Consider the following 18,389-nt stretch of genomic DNA (forward strand, 5'->3'; position numbering starts at 1 on the left):
CGATGTCCCGCCTTCAACTGATCCATTCCCCTGCCTCGCCCTTTGTACGCAAGGTTCGTGTAACCTTGGCGGAAACCGAGCAGGTCGCAGACGTCGATCTCGTGCGTGTGCACACAACTGCTTTGTCCACTGCGGACGAAGCGGCCGCAGCGAACCCACTTGGAAAAATTCCCGCACTCGTGCGTCCGGACGGTCCGGCGATCTATGATAGCCGTGTGATTTGTCGCTACCTTGTGGCCCGCGCTGGCGCAGACCTTTATCCGGAAGATCGGCTCTGGGACGTTCTCACGATTGAAGCCACCGCTGACGGTATTCTCGAGTCCGCGGTACTGATGGTCTATGAAAAGCGTCTACGCCCGGAAGAAATCGTCTTTGGAGACTGGCTGGAGTCCCAGTGGGGGAAAGTTGCAGGCGCGCTGGATGCGCTGAACGACCGCTGGATGAGCCACCTACACGGTCCGCTTGATATGGGACAAATCGCAGTGGGCTGCGCTCTTGGCTATCTCGACTTCCGGCACGATGATCGGAATTGGCGCAATGGCCGCGATGCTCTGGCCGCGTGGTATGACGACTTTGCACAACGCGAGAGCATGGTCACCACCTTCCCCTCCGACTGATCAGATGATGCCAAGGAAGTCGCAGACCAGTTCGCGCCCACTCCACAAGACAATTGCGGACAGGGTGCCGGTAATCATCGCCGGCACACCTTGCCTCCAGGTGTCAAACCAAAGGTGACAAGCGATCGCACCAAGCGAAGTTCCCAAAAGGGCCGCTGCCCCCATTGGCCCGAGAATGCTTCCTTGGAACCATATCGCCGCCGCTCCGAACAATTCGGCAAGGCCAACAATGCGCATAATCGCGCGGTTTAATCCGTAGGTATGGAACATCTCGAGTTGGATCTCGAAAATCTTTTGCTGCCAGCCAAAGATTTTGATGGAACTCGCAAACAGAAAGAACGCGGACAAAAGTCCAACAATGATCAACATGTGCATACCTCCGGTCCTGTGCAAAGACTACTGTGTCGCATTTTTCGTGCAAACAACACCGTAGTCGCGCCCGCGCGCACGACCTTAGGCCGCAAATTAATTCGCGACTCAAATAAAATACTTTGCAGAGGCGGGTAAATCCACTACGGCTATTTATGTCCGGCGCGCTCTCTGTCGCCGGACGCAGCTTTGGCTGTGGTTAAGGGGTTACCCGTAGCTAAAGGGGACTCCGGTGGCGAAGCGCCGCAATCGCCTCACCACCGGAGTTCATTTCATTCAGCTGCGACCGGCGTTTGAGCCTTTTCAACACGCACCGCCGAGAACTTGAACTCGGGAATCTTGCCATAAGGATCAAGCGCTGCATTGGTCAGGATATTGGCTGCGGCTTCAACATAGGCAAACGGCAAAAACACGTTGTCTGGTGCCACGGCCCGATCGGCGCGCGCCATCACCGTGACCGACCCACGGCGGGTCGAGAGCGATATGTATTCACCCGGTTCGACCCCAAGTTTCCGCAGAGTGGACGGATGCAAGGAACAGTTGGCTTCAGGTTCCAGCGCATCAAGCGTGCTGGCGCGGCGTGTCATGGAGCCAGTGTGCCAATGCTCCAACTGACGCCCGGTGATCAGGACAAACGGATAGTCCGAATCCGGCGTTTCGTCCGGTGGGATCACCGATGCAGGCGTGAACCGTGCACGCTTGTTCTCTCGCGGGAAACCATCGCCAAACACGATCGCCTGACCGGGGTCTTCCGGGCTGAGTGACGGATAGGTTACCGCCTCACCTTCAAGGCGCTCCCAAGTGATGTTGTCCAAAGAGCCCATGTTGAGCTTCATTTCCGCAAAAACTTCCTTGGGATGTGCATAAGACCAGTTCAGTCCCAGCCGTTTGGCGAGTTCCACCTCGATCCACCAATCCTCTTTGGCCTCCCCCGGAGGCGCAGTTACGGGCCGCCCCATCTGAACTTGGCGGTTTGTATTGGTCACGGTGCCGGACTTCTCGTACCACGCCGAACTGGGAAGGATCACATCCGCGTAGTTCGCCGTCTCCGTCAGGAAGATGTCCTGCACCACCAGATGCTCCAGCTTTGCCAGTGCAGCACGGGCGTGGTCCACGTCCGGATCGCTCATCGCGGGGTTTTCACCCAGAATATACATTCCTTTGATGTCTCCATCATGGATTGCATGCATGATCTCGACCACGGTCAGGCCCTTCTGGTTGGAAAAATCCTCACTTTTCCAAACCTCGGTGAACGCAGACCGCACACCGTCGTCCATCACCGATTGATAATCTGGCAGGAACATCGGAATCAGCCCCGCATCGGAAGCCCCTTGCACATTGTTCTGCCCTCTAAGTGGATGCAGCCCCGCGCCGGGCTTACCAACATTTCCGGTCATCAGTGCCAAAGAAATCAGGCAGCGTGCATTATCGGTGCCATGAATGTGCTGACTTACACCCATCCCCCAGAAAATCATCCCGGCCTGACCCTTGGCAAAAGTCCGCGCCGCGTCACGCAGCAACTCGGGATCGATACCGCAGATCGGCTCCATTGCTTCTGGACTGAAGTCTTTCAGGTGGGCTTTCATTTCCTCCCAGTTCTCTGTGAACTGGGCGATGTAGTTCGCATCAAACAGCTCTTCTTCGACGATCACGTGCATCATCGCGTTCAGCATCGACACATCTGCGCCCGGCTTGAATTGCAACTTGTGGCTGGCATGCCGCCCAAGCCCAACTCCCCTCGGGTCACAAACAATCAGCTTGCCGCCGCGCTTGGCGAATTGCTTGAAATAGGTCGCTGCGACCGGATGGTTTTCAATTGGGTTTGCGCCGATGACAATCGCCACGTCCGCATTTTCAATCTCGTTGAAGGTCGCGGTCACCGCACCTGACCCGACGTTTTCCAACAACGCCGCAACCGAAGACGCGTGGCACAGTCGTGTGCAGTGGTCGACGTTATTGTGGCCAAAGCCCTGACGGATCAGCTTCTGGAAAAGATAGGCTTCTTCATTGGAGCATTTGGCCGAACCAAAGCCCGCGATGTTGGTTCCCTTCTCCTCGCGAAGACGCGACATGCCACCGGCAGCGAAATCCAAGGCCTCGTCCCAAGTCGCTTCGCGGAAATGCGTCATCAGGTTTCCGGGATCGACGTTGAGTCCTTTCGGAGGCGCATCCTCACGACGGATCAGGGGTTTGGTCAGCCGGTGAGGGTGATCAATGTAGTCGAAACCAAAGCGGCCTTTGACGCAAAGGCGGTTTTCATTCGCCGGTCCGTCAATTCCCTCGACGTATTTGATCTTGTCTTCCTTGACCTTGAAGCTGATTTGACAGCCCACGCCGCAATAGGGGCAAACGCTTTTCACCTCACGGTCAAAATCGGCACTGTCACCGGCACCCGTTTCATCAACCACAGTTGCCGGCATCAGGGCGCCGGTCGGGCAGGCCTGGACACATTCTCCGCATGCCACGCAGGAGGACGCGCCCATAGCGTCGTCCTGATCGAACACGATCTTGGCAGTGTTATTGCGACCGCTCATGCCAATCACATCATTCACCTGAACCTCGCGGCAGGCCCGCACGCAAAGGTTACAGTGAATACATGCGTCCAGATTGACGCTCATCGCCACATGCGAAGCATCCAGAAGCGGCACGCGCTCAGGCTCCTTGGCGGGAAAACGGCTGTCCTGAACACCCGCCTGCTCTGCCATGTCCCAAAAGTGGCTCGATGCGTCGTGTTTTACCTCCGGCTGATCGGCAACCAGCAACTCCAACACCAATTCGCGCGCTTTTGTGGCGCGTTCGCTCTCGGAATTTACGACCATTCCGTCGCTTGCTTCGCGGATACACGACGCCACCAGCGTCCGTTCCCCCTCGACCTCGACCATACAAGCGCGACAGTTGCCATCCGGTCGATAACCCTTTGCAGGCTTGTGGCACAAATGCGGGATCACGAACCCTTTTCCGTTCGCCGCCTCCCAGATCGTGGTGCCTTCGGGCACAGTCACGTCTTCGCCATTGAGCGAGAAGGTCACCATTTCAATGCGTGCTCCGTCCGCCATCACACTTCCTCCCCGAAATGCTTCATCACCAGCCTGATCGGGTTTGGCGCTGCTTGGCCCAAACCGCAAATCGAGGCATCGCTCATTACCTGACAAAGGTCTTCAAGTAACGGCTGATCCCAGCTGTCAGCCTGCATCAGCTTGACCGCTTTTTCGCAACCGGTCCGACACGGGGTGCACTGGCCACAGCTTTCGTCTTCAAAGAACCGCAGCATATTTAGCGCGGCCGCTTTTGCGCTGTCCTTATCTGACAGAACCACAACAGCGGCAGAGCCAATAAAGGTTCCGTGCGGCTGCAAAGTGTCAAAGTCCAGAGGCACATCATTCAGAGACGCGGGTAGCAATCCGGAGGACGGTCCGCCTGGCTGGTAGGCTTTAAATACGTGCCCCTCCAGCATTCCGCCCGCGGCTTCAATGACGTCATCAATCGTGGAACCCGCCGGCAAAAGATAGACGCTAGGGTGTTTCACCCTGCCAGAAACGGAGAAATTCCGCAGGCCCGTGCGGCCGTTCTTCTCGACCGCATTGAGCACCTCAGGCCCAAACCGAGCAATTCGCGCGACCCAGTAGAGTGTCTCCACGTTGTGAACGAGAGTCGGCTGTCCGAAAACCCCTACCTGAGCCACAAACGGTGGGCGGTGGCGCGGCAGACCGCGCTTACCCTCGATAGACTCAATCATCGCGCTTTCTTCGCCGCAGATATAGGCGCCGGCGCCGCGCCGAACCTCGATATAGCCCTCGGGAACAATCCCTTCGGCGACCAGCTTAGCGATCTCTCGGTTCAGGATCTTGATCACACCGGGGTTTTCGTCGCGCATGTAGATGAAGCAGGTCACAGCTTCTACCGCCCAAGCAGCGATCAACATGCCTTCAAGGAACATATGAGGGTTTCGTTCAAGGTGGTGACGGTCTTTGAATGTGCCCGGCTCGCCCTCATCGCCATTCACCGCGAGGTATCTCGGCCCGGCGTTGGCCCGGACGAAGCCCCACTTGGTGCCGGCAGGGAAACCGGCGCCGCCCAAGCCGCGCAAGCCGGCTTCGCTGATACTGGCCTGCACCTCTTCCCAATCGCCATTTTCGTGCAGTTCGCCAAGCTTTCGGTACCCGCCGTCAGCCTTGTACTCCGCCAGACCTTGATAATCGGGAACAACGGCATGCACCTCACCCGCATGCATCGCTGCGACGACCTTTTCATCGGTGGCATGGGTGATGTGATTGTGGCCAAGTTCCACGACAGGCGCCGTGTCACAGCGCCCCATGCAGGGCGCACGCACCACCCGCACTTCGGAAGGGTCCATTCCGTCTTTGAGAGCTTGGGCAAGTTGGTCGGCCCCGGCCAGTTCGCAAGACAACGATTCGCACACGCGGATCGTCAATGCAGGCGGCGGTGTCTCATCGTCACGCACCACATCAAAATGGGCATAGAAGGTGGCCACTTCGTAAATTTCCGCCTGAGCCAGCCCCATTTCCTCGCCCAGCGCTCGAAGGTGGCGCGCCGACAAATGGCCCCAAGCATCCTGAATCAGATGTAAAAATTCGATCAGTAGATCGCGACGGCGCGGCGCATCGCCCAACAAAGTCTGCACCTCGGCCAAAGCCTGATCGTCTACCTGCCGCCCCTTCGGAGTGCGGCGGGACTTTCCGGTGCCTTTTTTCTTCCAAACGCCTTTTTGGTCGTCGAGTGGTGCCATCTCAGCCTCCCTGCCAGATAGGAAAGCGTCGCATCACTCAAATTGATAATCAATCAGGTAAAATTTAATTCTTCATAAGAAATAGTTATTATGAAGCAGGCGACAGATGAAGAGCACGCCGCAGTGCCTCGACAGTCGAAAGGCCAGGGTCGCGATGCGGGGAAACAAGGCTCACATCTTTATCAACCACTGGCTCTATCAGATCGAGCGATACCAGATCTGGGTTGCTGCCAAAGGCTTCAGCCAAACCCACCGGCACAACGGTTGCAGCCATCCCATTGGCTGCCATCACCATGGCCGAGGTGAATTCGCCGGTTTCTGCGACGACGTCCGGCACGACACCGACGTCGCGAAAAACCAGATCGAGAATACGACGGTTCTGCATTCCAGGTTCAAGGAGCGCCAAGGGCAACTCTGCCGCCTCAGTCCAACTGGCCTGCCCTGTTAAACGTGGCGCCATCGCTTTGGGCGCCAACAGCAAGTATCTTTCGTCGTATAGATGCTCCACCCGCATCAAATCCGGCGATACGCCCTCTCCGTAAGTGATGCCTGCATCATACAGCCCGTTCTCGAGCCCTTGCTGTATCGCAAGGGAACTCGCAGCTTGTAGGCGCACCGTGATCCCCGGATGATCTTTGCGCAAACGCTGTACGACCCCAGCCGCATAGGCCACAGCGGTCGGCACCACGCCAAGGGCAAGCTGTCCTGTGATTTCGCCCCCCGCCGAGCGAAACTCTTCCTCCAGAAGCTTTACACCATCCATGATTTTGCGAGCGTGCCGCACCAGCGCTTCGCCTTCCGGCGTGAAACCCTGAAATCGGTTACCGCGCTTCACAATGGCCGCATCCAGCCGCTCTTCCATCTTGCGGATGCGCATGGAAAATGCCGGCTGGGACACGCCGCATTCCTCCGCCGCGCGGGCAAAATGGCGATGCCGTGCCAAGGAGGACAGAAATTCCAGATCTTTCAGGCTGATCAACGGCGCGGCTCCTTCATATCGTAGGACCTGTCTACCCCACCTGATTGAGCCGAACCAGAACCGACAGCCGACGACGGGTCGAATCGCCCCTGCGTCATGGCGCCAAAATAAGGAGTGGGACCCGAATGCGCGAACGGCGAAAGCCTGCAGCCGCCAGCCCGGTGTCTCAAATTGGCGCACTTCGTCAAACCATCCTATCTCAGGCGCGTTGTGTTCCGCCCCCGTCTACCTGTCCATCCGTCAAAGAATTCAAGGCAGGAAGCGCGACAGAGGGACGCGACAGGCCTCAAGAAGCGAATGTTCGCTGGACGGGTGGCATCCCCTTCGTTAAATAGCGGCGGGGAGAGGCTGCGGTTTACTGCGGCCCAGAGTATATTGGCCGGATTTCGGCTGAAAAATTGGAGAGAACCTCGTGTCCCACGCAGAAGATCACGAAGGCACCCGGAGAGACTTTCTCTACTACGCCACAGCAGGCGCAGGTGCAGTGACCGCAGGCGCCGCCGTTTGGCCCCTGGTCAATCAGATGAACCCGTCCGCCGACGTCCGCGCGCTTTCCTCGATTCGCGTTGACACATCCGGCATCGAGCAAGGCACACAGCTGACCGTAAAATGGCTCGGCAAGCCGGTGTTCATCCGCCGCCGCACTCAGGCCGAAATCGACGAAGCCCGCGCAGTTACGCTGGATGACCTGTCCATCGACAAAACCAGCGAAAACGCCAACAAACCCGGCACGGACGCGCTGGATGAAAACCGCGCGATGGACGAAGCTGGCGAATGGCTGGTGATGATGGGTGTGTGTACCCACCTCGGCTGTGTGCCTCTCGGCGACGGCGCCGGTGAATTCAATGGTTGGTTCTGCCCGTGCCACGGCAGCCACTACGACACATCGGGCCGCATCCGCAAAGGTCCAGCCCCTGAAAACCTTCACGTTCCGGTTGCCCGCTTCGAGGGCACTGAACTGATCCTCGGATAAGGAGAGCGTAGATGTCTGGTATTCCTCACGATCACTACGAGCCCAAATCCAAGGGCGCAAAATGGGTTGAAACCCGCCTGCCCGTCATTGGGCTGATCTATGACACCCTGATGATCCCCACGCCAAAGAACCTGAACTGGATGTGGATCTGGGGCATCGTTCTGGCATTCTGCCTGGCGCTGCAAATTGTCACCGGCGTCGTTCTGGTGATGCACTACACCCCGCACGTGGATCTGGCTTTTGCCTCTGTTGAGCACATCATGCGCAACGTGAACGGCGGCCACATGATCCGCTATCTGCATATGAACGGTGCTTCGCTGTTCTTCTTTGCAGTCTACATCCACCTGTTCCGCGGATTGTATTACGGTTCCTACAAGGCGCCACGCGAGATCACATGGATCGTCGGCATGATCATCTATCTCCTGATGATGGCAACGGGCTTCATGGGCTACGTTCTGCCTTGGGGTCAGATGTCCTTCTGGGGCGCGACCGTGATCACCGGCCTGTTTGGTGCCATCCCCTTTGTGGGCGAAGCGCTGCAGACTTTCCTGCTTGGCGGCCCGGCGGTGGACAACGCCACCCTGAACCGCTTCTTCTCGCTGCACTACCTGTTGCCCTTCGTGATCGCTGCTCTGGTGATCGTACACATCTGGGCATTCCACACCACGGGCAACAACAACCCAACAGGTGTTGAAGTACGTCGTGGCTCGAAAGAAGAAGCCGAGAAAGACACGCTGCCGTTCTGGCCTTACTTCGTGATCAAAGACCTGTTCGCGCTGGCCCTGATCGTCACGATCTTCTTCGCGGTTGTTGGCTTCATGCCGAACTACCTCGGCCACCCGGACAACTACATCGAAGCCAATGCTCTGGCGACACCGGCACACATTGTGCCTGAATGGTACTTCCTGCCGTTCTACGCGATCCTGCGTGCGTTCACCTCGGACGTCTGGGTTGTGATGTTCGCAAGCTGGATCACCGGTGGCATCATCGACGCGAAGTTCTTCGGCGTTCTGGCGATGTTCGCTGCGATCATTGTGATGGCGCTGGTTCCTTGGCTCGACACCTCTCGTGTCCGCTCAGGTCGCTACCGTCCGATGTTCAAATGGTGGTTCGCGCTTCTGATCGTCGACTTTATCGCACTGATGTGGCTTGGCGCCATGCCAGCCGAAGAGCCCTATGCAACCTTCTCGCTGATCGCTTCAGCCTACTGGTTCGCATACTTCCTCATCATCCTGCCTATCCTGGGTGTGATCGAAAAGCCGACAACACCGCCGGCTACCATCGAGGAAGACTTCGAAGCCCACTACGGCAAACCTGCCGAACCCGCAGAATAAGAAGGACAACAGCCATGCTCAAAAAGCTTAGCATTATCGCCCTCGCGGCCCTGTCCTTCTCGGCAGGCGGCGTACTCGCCGCAGGCGGCGCAGGTCACGTGGAAGACGTCAACTTCTCGTTCGAAGGCCCTTTCGGCAAATTCGACCAGAACCAGCTGCAGCGCGGCCTTCAGGTTTACACCGAAGTCTGCTCCGCATGTCACGGTCTGCGCTACGTGCCTTTGCGCACGCTGGCGGACGAAGGTGGCCCGCACCTGCCGGAAGATCAGGTACGCGCTTACGCGGCCCAGTTCGACATCTATGATCCGGAGCTGGACGAAGACCGTCCGCGCAGAGTCACTGACCACTTCCCGGATAGTGGCGTGGCAGAAGCACCGGACCTCAGCCTGATGGCCAAGGCCCGCGCGGGTTTTCATGGTCCGTACGGCACCGGTATCAACCAGCTGGTCAAAGGCATGGGCGGTCCAGAATACACCTTCTCGATCCTGACCGGTTACACCGGTAAGGAAAAAGAAGAAGCCGGCACAACCTTCTATGAAAACACCGCCTTCCCAGGTGGCTGGATTGCGATGGCGCCGCCGCTCTATGGTGAGGACGTGGAATTTGCTGACGGCCATTCCAACAGCTTGCACCACGAAGCGGAAGACGTCGCAGCCTTCTTGATGTGGGCCGCAGAACCCAAGATGATGGCCCGTAAGCAGGCTGGCTTTGTTGGGGTGCTGTTTCTGTCGATCCTGACCGTGCTTCTTTACCTGACGAACAAGAAGCTCTGGGCGCCGATCAAAGGCAAAAAGCTCGACCTTTGATCTCTTACAGATCCAATAGAGAAGCCCCGTCGATCTCCGACGGGGCTTTTTTCGTGCGCGGGAACACCTTTAGAAAAAAGCTGACCTGCAGATATTCTGTGCTACCGTTTCTGTAATTTCGACAGTCATCGGGTTTCAAAATGGTCTTTCGCCAATCAATCGCCACTCTTTTCATTGCACTGCTTTCAGCTACCTCCGCATTTGGCCAATCCCTGACCCTTGAGGACGACAGCGGATGGCGTCACGGCTTCTCCATCGGGCTTTTCGGAGCCGTACGGACACGCGGGGAAGTGACCGTAGCAGGCAACCCTGCCGATCTGGATCTGTCTCTGAGGGATGCACTCAAGCATCTCGATTTCACCGCAACAGGCCGGTACGAAGCCTGGAACGGAAACTTCGGCCTTATCGCAGAAGGGCACTACATAGGCCTTTCGGAATCCTCCACGATCTCCTTAGGGCCGTTTGGCGGCACTACAGTTTCGGTCGACTCGGTCCAAAGTTGGTTGAGTCTGCTTGGTGCCTATCGCGTTTCACAAGGCACAACCAACGCAGGCCAGCCATACGCCTTCGATCTGCAGGCCGGCGCACGCTACAACCGGCTGAAACAGACACTGTCTACTACAGGCCTTTTGGGCACTGTGGGAGGTACTGAATATTGGTGGGCCCCTGTTGTCGCTGCCCGCTATGCTTGGGGGATTAACGACAAGTGGAGCGGCTCAGTTCTCGTGGACGCGTCCGGTTTTGGCGTAAACGGCAACGATCTCAGCTGGAGCGGCACTATCGGATTTACACGCAAGTTCAACGAACGCTCGTCCCTGTTTCTCGGTTGGCGACATGTCGACTTCAAGTATAGCACCACCCGTGTAGACGGAGCGTTCGGCGCAAACATGTGGTCGACTGGTCCACTTATTGCGTACACGCACACTTTCAACTGAGCCTGATTTCCAACTAGAGGAGCGCCTCTGTGGAACCGACGTAATACCGACGTTTTGCAGACGTTTTGCAGACGTCGTTATTCAAGCCAAATAGTCACGCGATCGGATTGCCCTTCGGCATCAAGAACCGTCAGAACCGACGCCCCCCTGCCAACCATCGGCAAAGCCACTTCGTGGCGTCGAATACCCGTCGCCACAGGGACACCATTTGCCAGAACTGAAAAAGGCTGCACACCGTTTTTCAGTTTGACCGTCACTCCCGATCCCGTATCCAACAACCGCGCACCGTCCGGCGGAAAAGCGACGGTCAACCGGTCCGGCGATATGTCAAAAACCGCGCCGCGACTTCTGAATCTTCTAAGGGGCTCAGGCAACTGGGCATTAGCGAGCAAAATGGTCTCAGCTGGAGGCGGGCCAAGCGGATCAAGGTCTGGCTTGATGTGTTGGAAAACATCAAAAAGCAACGGGGCGGCGACATCGCCCCCCAACGCGCCAGGCATCGGGGTGCCATCTGGTCTCCCAATCCACACACCCGCAACATGACGCCCGTCAAACCCGATCGCCCAAATGTCTCGATGCCCGTAACTTGTGCCCGTTTTATATGCCAACCGGTTCCTTGGAGCCCCTTCTGGTGGCGCGATACCGGACAGGATGTGCCCAATATGCCAGGCAGCCGATCTACTCATAATTTTCTGATTTGGTTCCGGTTTATGCGACACTCGCCAGTGTAAGCCGACCGCTTTCCCTTTGTTGGCGATCCCCGCGTACAGCTGAACTAACTCTTCCAGATTTAGCCCCACTCCCCCAAGTGCGACCGCCAAGCCAGCCTGACCGCCTGGAAGCTTCGGCACGCTTCCTGACCGTCGCAACCCGGCCATTAGATTGGCTGGACCAATCTCCTCGGTCAGCATGACAACCGGAATATTCAGAGATAATGCCAGCGCCTCCGAAACTCTTACATCGCCGCGGAATTTTCCGTCAAAGTTCCGTGGCTTGTACGTCCCGAACGCCACCGGAGCATCCCGGACAACTGTTTCCGGGTGGACCAATCCCTGATCGAAAGATAACCCGTAAACCAGCGGCTTGAGGGTCGAACCCGGTGAACGTTTGGCCCGCGTCATATCGATAAAACCCTGCCTTCGATCAGCTGCTGAGAACTGTGCTGATCCGACCGAAGCGAGGATTTCACCGCTCGTATGATCTGCCACCAAAAGGGCAATGGACACCTTGCTTCCAAAATCGGCCACAACATGCTTCGCAAGTCGCTCCAATCCATTTTGCAAAGGTAAATCGACTGTCAAATCATGGCGCAATGCGTCCGGATTGGCCGCTTGCGCCCGATCGGCAAGATGCGGTGCAAACTGCGGGAAGAGACGTCGGCGATTTGGAACTGGCTCACTCAAGGCAGCTTCAACATCCTCGAAAGACAGCACCCCTGCCGCCAAACTACGCTCCAAAACACGTTCGCGCGCCAACAAAGCACTTTGGGGAAATCGATCAGGGCGACGGCTGTTGGGGCTTTGCGGCAAAGAGACCAACAACGCCGCCTCGGCATCCGTCAAACGCGTCGGCTCTTTGCCAAACCAAGCAAGCGTCGCCGCGCGAATGCCCTCAAGGTTTCCCCCATACGGTGCATGAGTCAGGTAGAGATCAAGAATGCGCTTTTTGCTCAGCTGCCTCTCTAGCGCCAGTGCCAAACGTACCTGTCGTATCTTTCCCGACCACGCGCCCGTGCCCGAATTCTCAAGAAGTCGGGCAACCTGCATTGTCAGTGTGGACCCACCGGACACAATTTCACCGTTCAACAGTGCTTGAGCGCCGGCCCTCAACATGGCCCGGAAATCAACGCCTCCGTGGGCGAAGAACCTCTTGTCTTCATAGGTGATCAACAACTTTAAAAAGCCCTGATCCACCTGTTCCGCAGAGGCGCCTAGCCTCCAAATACCGTCATCAACCGTGTAAGCCCTCAATAGGCTGCCATTGCGGTCCATCACCTCGACAGAGGTATCCGTCAATAAGCTGGGTAGCTCCGTCCGATCGACCCAGCTATCGACTGCGTCTCTCCCACCTGCAGCGATCAAGAGCAGAAAGACACCAAAAAATGGCCAGAACTTTCGCATCAATCAGTCGCCTACAACAAGCCGACCGGCATCAGTGTTTGCGCGGTAACGCGGGCGATACATATCTTCTACGGACGCTGCCGGGTGGTGGTAGTCCCCTGGGGAAACAGCCCGCACGATGTAAGCCAGCCGGAAAGGCTTGGCAGAACGCCAGTCAACTGCAGCCAAAAAGCGATCGGACCTAAATTCCGTTGCTTCTGCCCAAGTCGTTTCAAGCCAATCGAGTTCGCGCACATCACCGCTCTCCAGAAGATTCGGATTGTCGATCTCAAACCCCGCCGGCAGTGGATCATTCACCATCAGGCGCGCGCCACCATCTTCGAAAGCTTCCACTGTCAAAACCGCAACAAATCGGTCTCCGGATTTAACCTTGGCAGGATCCATAGCCGAGCCGTCCATCGCAAAATAGGAACGATCAATCGAATATCCGTACCCGCCGGATGTCACAGGATAATCTGGAACACCGACAGCCGTAATCGTCACGTTCTGCGGCTGAAGTCCCCGGTTAGTGATTTCTACCGGATTGGTAGAAAAGTCATCCTCAAAGCGCCTTAGCAACGGGCCAGCCAGCGGAGTTCCATCTACGTTAAGCCCTCGCTGGCTGTCATCCTCAATCAGCGCATGCGCGGCCATCAATGACCAAACGCTCTCTTGCGTCGACAGCGTTTGACCAGCCGCCGAAATTCGCGTCGATAGAGCATCGAAATCTACGGCACTACTTCCAGCCTCCAATGCCAGTGTCATCAGCCCAGCAGTGTCCCTCAGGCGTGTACCATAGTCCGCCCTCCAGAATTGCGCGGGTGTTTGGGAAGACTCTTCCTCCACCAGGCGCGCTGCTTGGCGGAACATGCTGTCCGCACGAGTTTGATCACCATAGTACGCCAGCGCAGCACCAATTTGAGCTGCCGCGAGAGGCGTAGCGAAGTCTTCCGCTTTCACGTCTGCGTAGTATCTCAGATCGCCCATGGCCGCGGCGCCCTCGCGGGCCAAAACAAGCAAAGCGTAGGCAATGTCTTCCCCACCTTCGTCAAAGTCAGGTGCGTAGTTCACACGGTTGCGCAAATTGTCCATAGCCTGGCGGAATGCCAACTCCGGCACCGCATATCCTTCTCTTTTCGCGCGGGACAGAAAATCACTAACATAGGCATCTAGCCAGAAGTCGCCACTTTCCGCACGCCAGAGACCGAAAGCGCCATTGCTTGCCTGGCGGGTCAGGACCCGTGCAACGGCTTGATCAATTCTCTCCCGAATTTTGTTGCGCGGGGTCAAACCAAGCGCATCCGAAATACTTTCGAAATACAGTAGTGGAAGCGCTTGCGATGTTACCTGTTCCGTGCAGCCATAAGGGTACCGGTCCAACGATTGCAGCAAACCCGGTGCGTCAAATCTGGCCAAAGCGCCGGAGGAAATCATGGCGGTCCCTGTGCCTGGCCGCATTTCTGCAAAAAGATCATCGCCTAATGTAAGCGTTTCACCGTTTGCAAGCGTGATCATCTGCGTTTCACTAACTTCCGGATCGTTAGCGCGGACTGGCAGAACCATTGTTTTTACAAGCTGTTTGCCATCTGGCGTGGTCAGTGCCACTCGAATTTTGTGATCTCCCACACCGCTGGCGACCAAAGGAAGAACAAGTTTTTCAGTTCCCAGTTCGTCTAAGGTCACGCCACTTGGGACAGCCTCGGTGAGCAGCAGCCCAGGTGCAACGACATCAAGTCCCATTCGCCCCGCAGGGCCCTCGGCATGCACAATCTCCAAGAGCAAGCGAGAGCTGTCCCCCGGAGCGAGAAACCGTGGCAGGCTCGCCGTTACGACCACCGGATCGCGCACAACAATGTCCCGATCGGCTTGACCCACACCGGTCGCTGACCAAGCAATAGCCATCAGCCGAACAGTTCCATTGAATTCCGGCAACTCAAACGAAACCGATGCTGATCCGTCGGGCGCAATCTCCAACGGTCCCGAGAAATAGGCCACCAGTTCCTCCGTTGGCGGAGGAGATTCGAAGCGCGTGCCGGTACTTGCATCGCCGCCGGAACGCAGCGCCCCCATATTGCCGCTCATGCCGTCGATCAACCGCCCATAGACGTCGCGGATCTCCACACCCAGTCTTCGCTGTCCAAAATAATGATCAGACGGGTCAGGGCTGTCGAAACCGGTCAAATTCAGGATCCCTAGGTCCACGGCCGCAACGGTTACAAAAGCTGTCTCGCCAGGAGCAACTCCGTCCACCTGCACCTTGGCGGTCAAAGGCCCCCTCGGACTGGCCTTTTCGGGCGCTTCCAAGGAGACAGACAGTTGTTTCTTGTCCGGATCTACTTTTGCGTAAGACAGTCCCAGAGACCTTGCTGGGTTCTGTCCTGCGGGGGTGTCCGAAGCTCTGATGACTGAAGCCGTGACATAGGCGCCTGCTCCCCATTCATCAGTTACATCAAGTGGAATGACGTTTTCGCCTTCCACTACTTCGATCGCCTTCATTGCAATCAGACGGTTTGACACAACCGAAATTATCGCGGTTCCGGAATACCGGGGAACAATCCGCAAGTTCGCCGTATCTCCGCTTCGATAATCGCTCTTATCCAATGAAAGCTCGAGTGTATCGGGGGTCTCTGTCGCATCTACCGGGGCATACCAACCAGCGTAGAAATCAATAGAGCTAGCGACTTGATCACCTCCGATCTGCTCCACAACAAGTTCGTATTGCCCCCAATCAACAGGCGCCTCAATTGAAAGAGGTTCAGAATTCAAAGTGGCGGTTCCGCTCGCGACGCGCGTCCGGCGGGTTGTCGGTTCCCATTCCCAATTGCCGTAGAGTTGGTACCACTGGTAGGTGGTTTGCACACGGTTCACCGTCCAGTTGACCACCATCGGCGTAGGTGCCAAATCGGGCCCAAGTCCAATAATCTGAAACCGTGCCGAGCTGTTTTCGGCAACCACACTCTCAAATTCTGGCTTTATACCGATCATAGACCCGGCAGCCGCAACGGGATGCGAAATTGAACGCTCAACCGGGCGTCCAGAACCCTCAAGAAGACGTACCTTGATATCGGCTTCAAGCGCCATGCCCTCCGCAACCTGATCAGGCAAAGGTAAGAAGACGTCAGCATTGCCGCCCTCATCCGTCTCTTCGCCACCGAAATACTCCGTGCTGGAATAAAACGGTACATCATGACGACCAAACCGATAGCCGTCGAAGCCAGCGACGGATGCGCGCGGCTTCAACCTCAATTCACCTTCAACTTCCAGATCCGCTCCCGGGGCGCCGAAAAGGTAATGCGCCGTCACTTTCAGAGGCGACATATCCGAAGAGTCCAGCGGTGCTTCAGGAAGGGTAAGGTCGAAATCTATGCGCTCTGGAAGAAAGTCCTCTACCAACACTTTCTGTGTCGCCAAAGCAGGTGCTTCCAAATCCGCTTTGAAACTGATCCGCCAAGTTCCCCGGGGCACCGTCGCTCCCAGAGGCATAGAGAAGACATGACCACCGGATTTGTCCGAAGTCGACGTGTGACGCGCATATTCGACGCCATCGGGACGCGTCAGAATGGCGGTTACCGGCAAGCCCGGCAATGCCTGCGCCACGTCGCCGCGAGCCAGTGCAGTAACGTGGATCGTTTCTCCGACACGGTAGGCGCCGCGATCTGTTGCAACAAAGAGATCAATGGGAGGCGCGGGAGGGCGGCCTTCGACCCCGCGGTCGGACAGATCAAAGGCAGCATCGGTCAGAGACAAGAAGCTAAAGTCTCCGTCCGCCTCAACCATCACCAGCGCTGGCGCGGCTCCACCTGTACCGCGGGTCAGACCTGCCTCAAACAGGGCATACCCTTCCGGCCCGCTCTCGACTGCACCCAGCACACGATTGGATCGCGACAGAAGCGTGACTTTGGCGCCTTGCCAAGCACTTGCATCGCCAAGATGGCGCACAAAAACATGCAGTCCGTCAACGCCACTCAGGCTGGTCAACCCAATATCCGAAAGGATGAACCACTGTGTAGTGGAGGTCTCGTCGTACACGTCAGCGCCTGGCAAATCTGCGGTTAGCGCATAGACACCAGGCGGCTGTCCCTCAAGCGCTTCACCGATGGGCAAACGGGTCGTCATGGTCTGGTTTAGCGTGTTCTGTACCTCCCCAGTGCCTTTCCAAACCGTTTCAGCCACATCACGACCGAAATCTTCTATTTGCCAATAGCTTAGCGGCTTGCCAAAATAGTTGTCTTGAATGGCGCGCAGGAGATTCCGGTCGTTTACGCGCTGTAGCGTCAGGTCAACCAGATCAAGGTTTACGGTTTCGATCGGCAGTCCCGCGTTGGATGTGCGCGGCAGGACGTAGGCCCGCCCGGCAAAACCCACACTGGGGCTACGATCGCGAACATATGCGGAAATGTTGATGTCCTTGATCAAAGCCTCACCGCTTTCAGCAGGCAATCCCGCTCGGAAAGTTACCGAGATACGCTGTCCGTGACTTAGCCCCTCGATGCAGAGGGACTTCTCCTCCGCCTGCACTGCCAGCCGGTTGTCAGGGAGCTTCACAAAAGGTGCATAGTCCACGCCCGATTTCACCAGATCTTCGTTGAATTCAACGCACAAACGCGGGTCAGCGAGATCGCTCTCAACGGAATGTTCTGTGATCCGAAAACCATATTTTGAGATCGCATCATCCAAAGCTGAGACAACGTCCGAGCGCGGCTGGATGGTTTCGGCCAAACGCAACGTCTGAACGATATCTCGCCCTCTGTTACGTTCCTCCAATCGTTCTGAAAGCTCCAATAGAGCGCTTACACGTGCGGGGTCGTTCGACGCGCGAAGATAACCGTTGATCGCCGAGAAATAGGCTCGGTCGCGGTAACGTCGCGTGTCGGCGGATTTGGAGCCTTCAATAACACCATTCAGACGAGCGTATTCCACCCACAAGTCACTGGTGTCGCTCTTGCTCAGTGCCCCTCCCGTCCAACGCATAGCGCTGACTAGTTCGTTTTTGGAGCGCCGGTCCGCCGCTGCCGCAAGCATTTCTTGAACAGTCCACGGACCGGCCGCATGAATGCGCCCGATGTTTTCCGCCAATTCCTTTGCCCTTAAAGCATCAGACGCGCCGAGAAAGCCGATATCCTTAGCTCGAACGCGTGCAAGTTCATGTTCAGCAAATGTCGGAGCTAACACCTCGGCAGACAATGCGCCTTCATAGGGCTGTTTATCCGTGATTGCGCCTTTCGGGAAACAAGAGTTGGACTTGGAATTGAATGTGAAGGCAACGCACTTCGGATTCGCGAGGCAGGCCTTGATGCAAGCATCATAGGTGGTGTCAAAAATATTCTGCAGGTCCGAGCCATAGAAATCCAAGTCTCGGCTCACGACAACCCTCCGGTCGGGAATATATGTTTGTTCCGCAACCGCCGAGAATCCTAAAAAATTCATTGAAACAAAGCTGATAGCCAAAATCGCAAACCGGCGCATGTGTCTCTCCTGCTAAAATTGCATCAATGGTGACACGGCTGGGCAAATTATTGCAACGATTCCA

11 protein-coding genes are annotated in these 18,389 nt (G+C 56.7%); 5 read left to right on the forward strand and 6 right to left on the reverse strand.

Translation table 11 applies throughout. The features are described 5' to 3' along the window. Positions 1-2: 2 nt before the first annotated feature. Positions 3-617, forward strand: a complete 615-nt coding sequence (locus tag BXY66_RS13120) for a glutathione S-transferase (protein ID WP_132860703.1) — start codon at positions 3-5, stop codon at positions 615-617. Here BXY66_RS13120 and BXY66_RS13125 read toward each other — a convergent pair whose 3' ends face one another. From BXY66_RS13125 to BXY66_RS13140, 4 genes are all read right to left on the reverse strand, one after another. Then, positions 618-986, reverse strand: a complete 369-nt coding sequence (locus BXY66_RS13125; protein WP_243694380.1) for a DoxX family protein — start codon at positions 984-986, stop codon at positions 618-620. 272 nt (positions 987-1,258) lie between these two features. Beyond that, positions 1,259-4,042, reverse strand: coding sequence for a formate dehydrogenase subunit alpha (fdhF, locus tag BXY66_RS13130; RefSeq protein ID WP_132860705.1), 2,784 nt, complete (start codon positions 4,040-4,042; stop codon positions 1,259-1,261). After that, complete coding sequence (locus tag BXY66_RS13135) at positions 4,042-5,733, reverse strand: NAD(P)H-dependent oxidoreductase subunit E (protein WP_132860707.1); 1,692 nt, start codon at positions 5,731-5,733, stop codon at positions 4,042-4,044. The genes fdhF and BXY66_RS13135 overlap by 1 nt, the downstream gene beginning before the upstream one ends. An 88-nt stretch (positions 5,734-5,821) precedes the next feature. Further along, entirely contained in the window at positions 5,822-6,712 is an 891-nt protein-coding gene (locus BXY66_RS13140) for a LysR family transcriptional regulator (protein WP_132860708.1), read from the reverse strand. 412 nt (positions 6,713-7,124) lie between these two features. On the opposite strand from BXY66_RS13140, the gene petA reads away from it, so the two are divergent. The 4 genes from petA to BXY66_RS13160 all read left to right on the forward strand — a co-directional run bounded on the left by petA (position 7,125) and on the right by BXY66_RS13160 (position 10,760). Further along, the gene (gene petA, locus BXY66_RS13145) at positions 7,125-7,685 is read left to right on the forward strand and encodes a ubiquinol-cytochrome c reductase iron-sulfur subunit (protein ID WP_132860710.1); all 561 of its coding nucleotides are present in this window, start codon (positions 7,125-7,127) and stop codon (positions 7,683-7,685) included. Positions 7,686-7,696: 11 nt separating this feature from the next. Continuing rightward, positions 7,697-9,019: a cytochrome b gene (gene petB / locus BXY66_RS13150; RefSeq protein WP_132860711.1), complete on the forward strand. Its 1,323-nt coding sequence runs from the start codon at positions 7,697-7,699 to the stop codon at positions 9,017-9,019. A gap of 14 nt (positions 9,020-9,033) precedes the next feature. Beyond that, on the forward strand, positions 9,034-9,825 hold the full coding sequence (locus tag BXY66_RS13155; protein ID WP_132860712.1) for a cytochrome c1: 792 nt from the start codon (positions 9,034-9,036) through the stop codon (positions 9,823-9,825). A gap of 140 nt (positions 9,826-9,965) precedes the next feature. After that, complete coding sequence (locus BXY66_RS13160; RefSeq protein WP_132860713.1) at positions 9,966-10,760, forward strand: hypothetical protein; 795 nt, start codon at positions 9,966-9,968, stop codon at positions 10,758-10,760. A gap of 77 nt (positions 10,761-10,837) precedes the next feature. Here the strand turns inward: BXY66_RS13160 and pbpC are convergent, their stop codons facing one another. Both pbpC and BXY66_RS13170 read right to left on the reverse strand, forming a co-directional pair. Continuing rightward, the gene (gene pbpC / locus BXY66_RS13165) at positions 10,838-12,880 is read right to left on the reverse strand and encodes a penicillin-binding protein 1C (RefSeq protein ID WP_132860715.1); all 2,043 of its coding nucleotides are present in this window, start codon (positions 12,878-12,880) and stop codon (positions 10,838-10,840) included. Positions 12,881-12,883: 3 nt separating this feature from the next. Beyond that, entirely contained in the window at positions 12,884-18,325 is a 5,442-nt protein-coding gene (locus BXY66_RS13170) for an alpha-2-macroglobulin family protein (RefSeq protein WP_132860717.1), read from the reverse strand. Positions 18,326-18,389 lie beyond the last annotated feature (64 nt).

This window comes from Shimia isoporae (assembly GCF_004346865.1).
Taxonomy (GTDB): Bacteria; Pseudomonadota; Alphaproteobacteria; order Rhodobacterales; family Rhodobacteraceae; genus Shimia; species Shimia isoporae.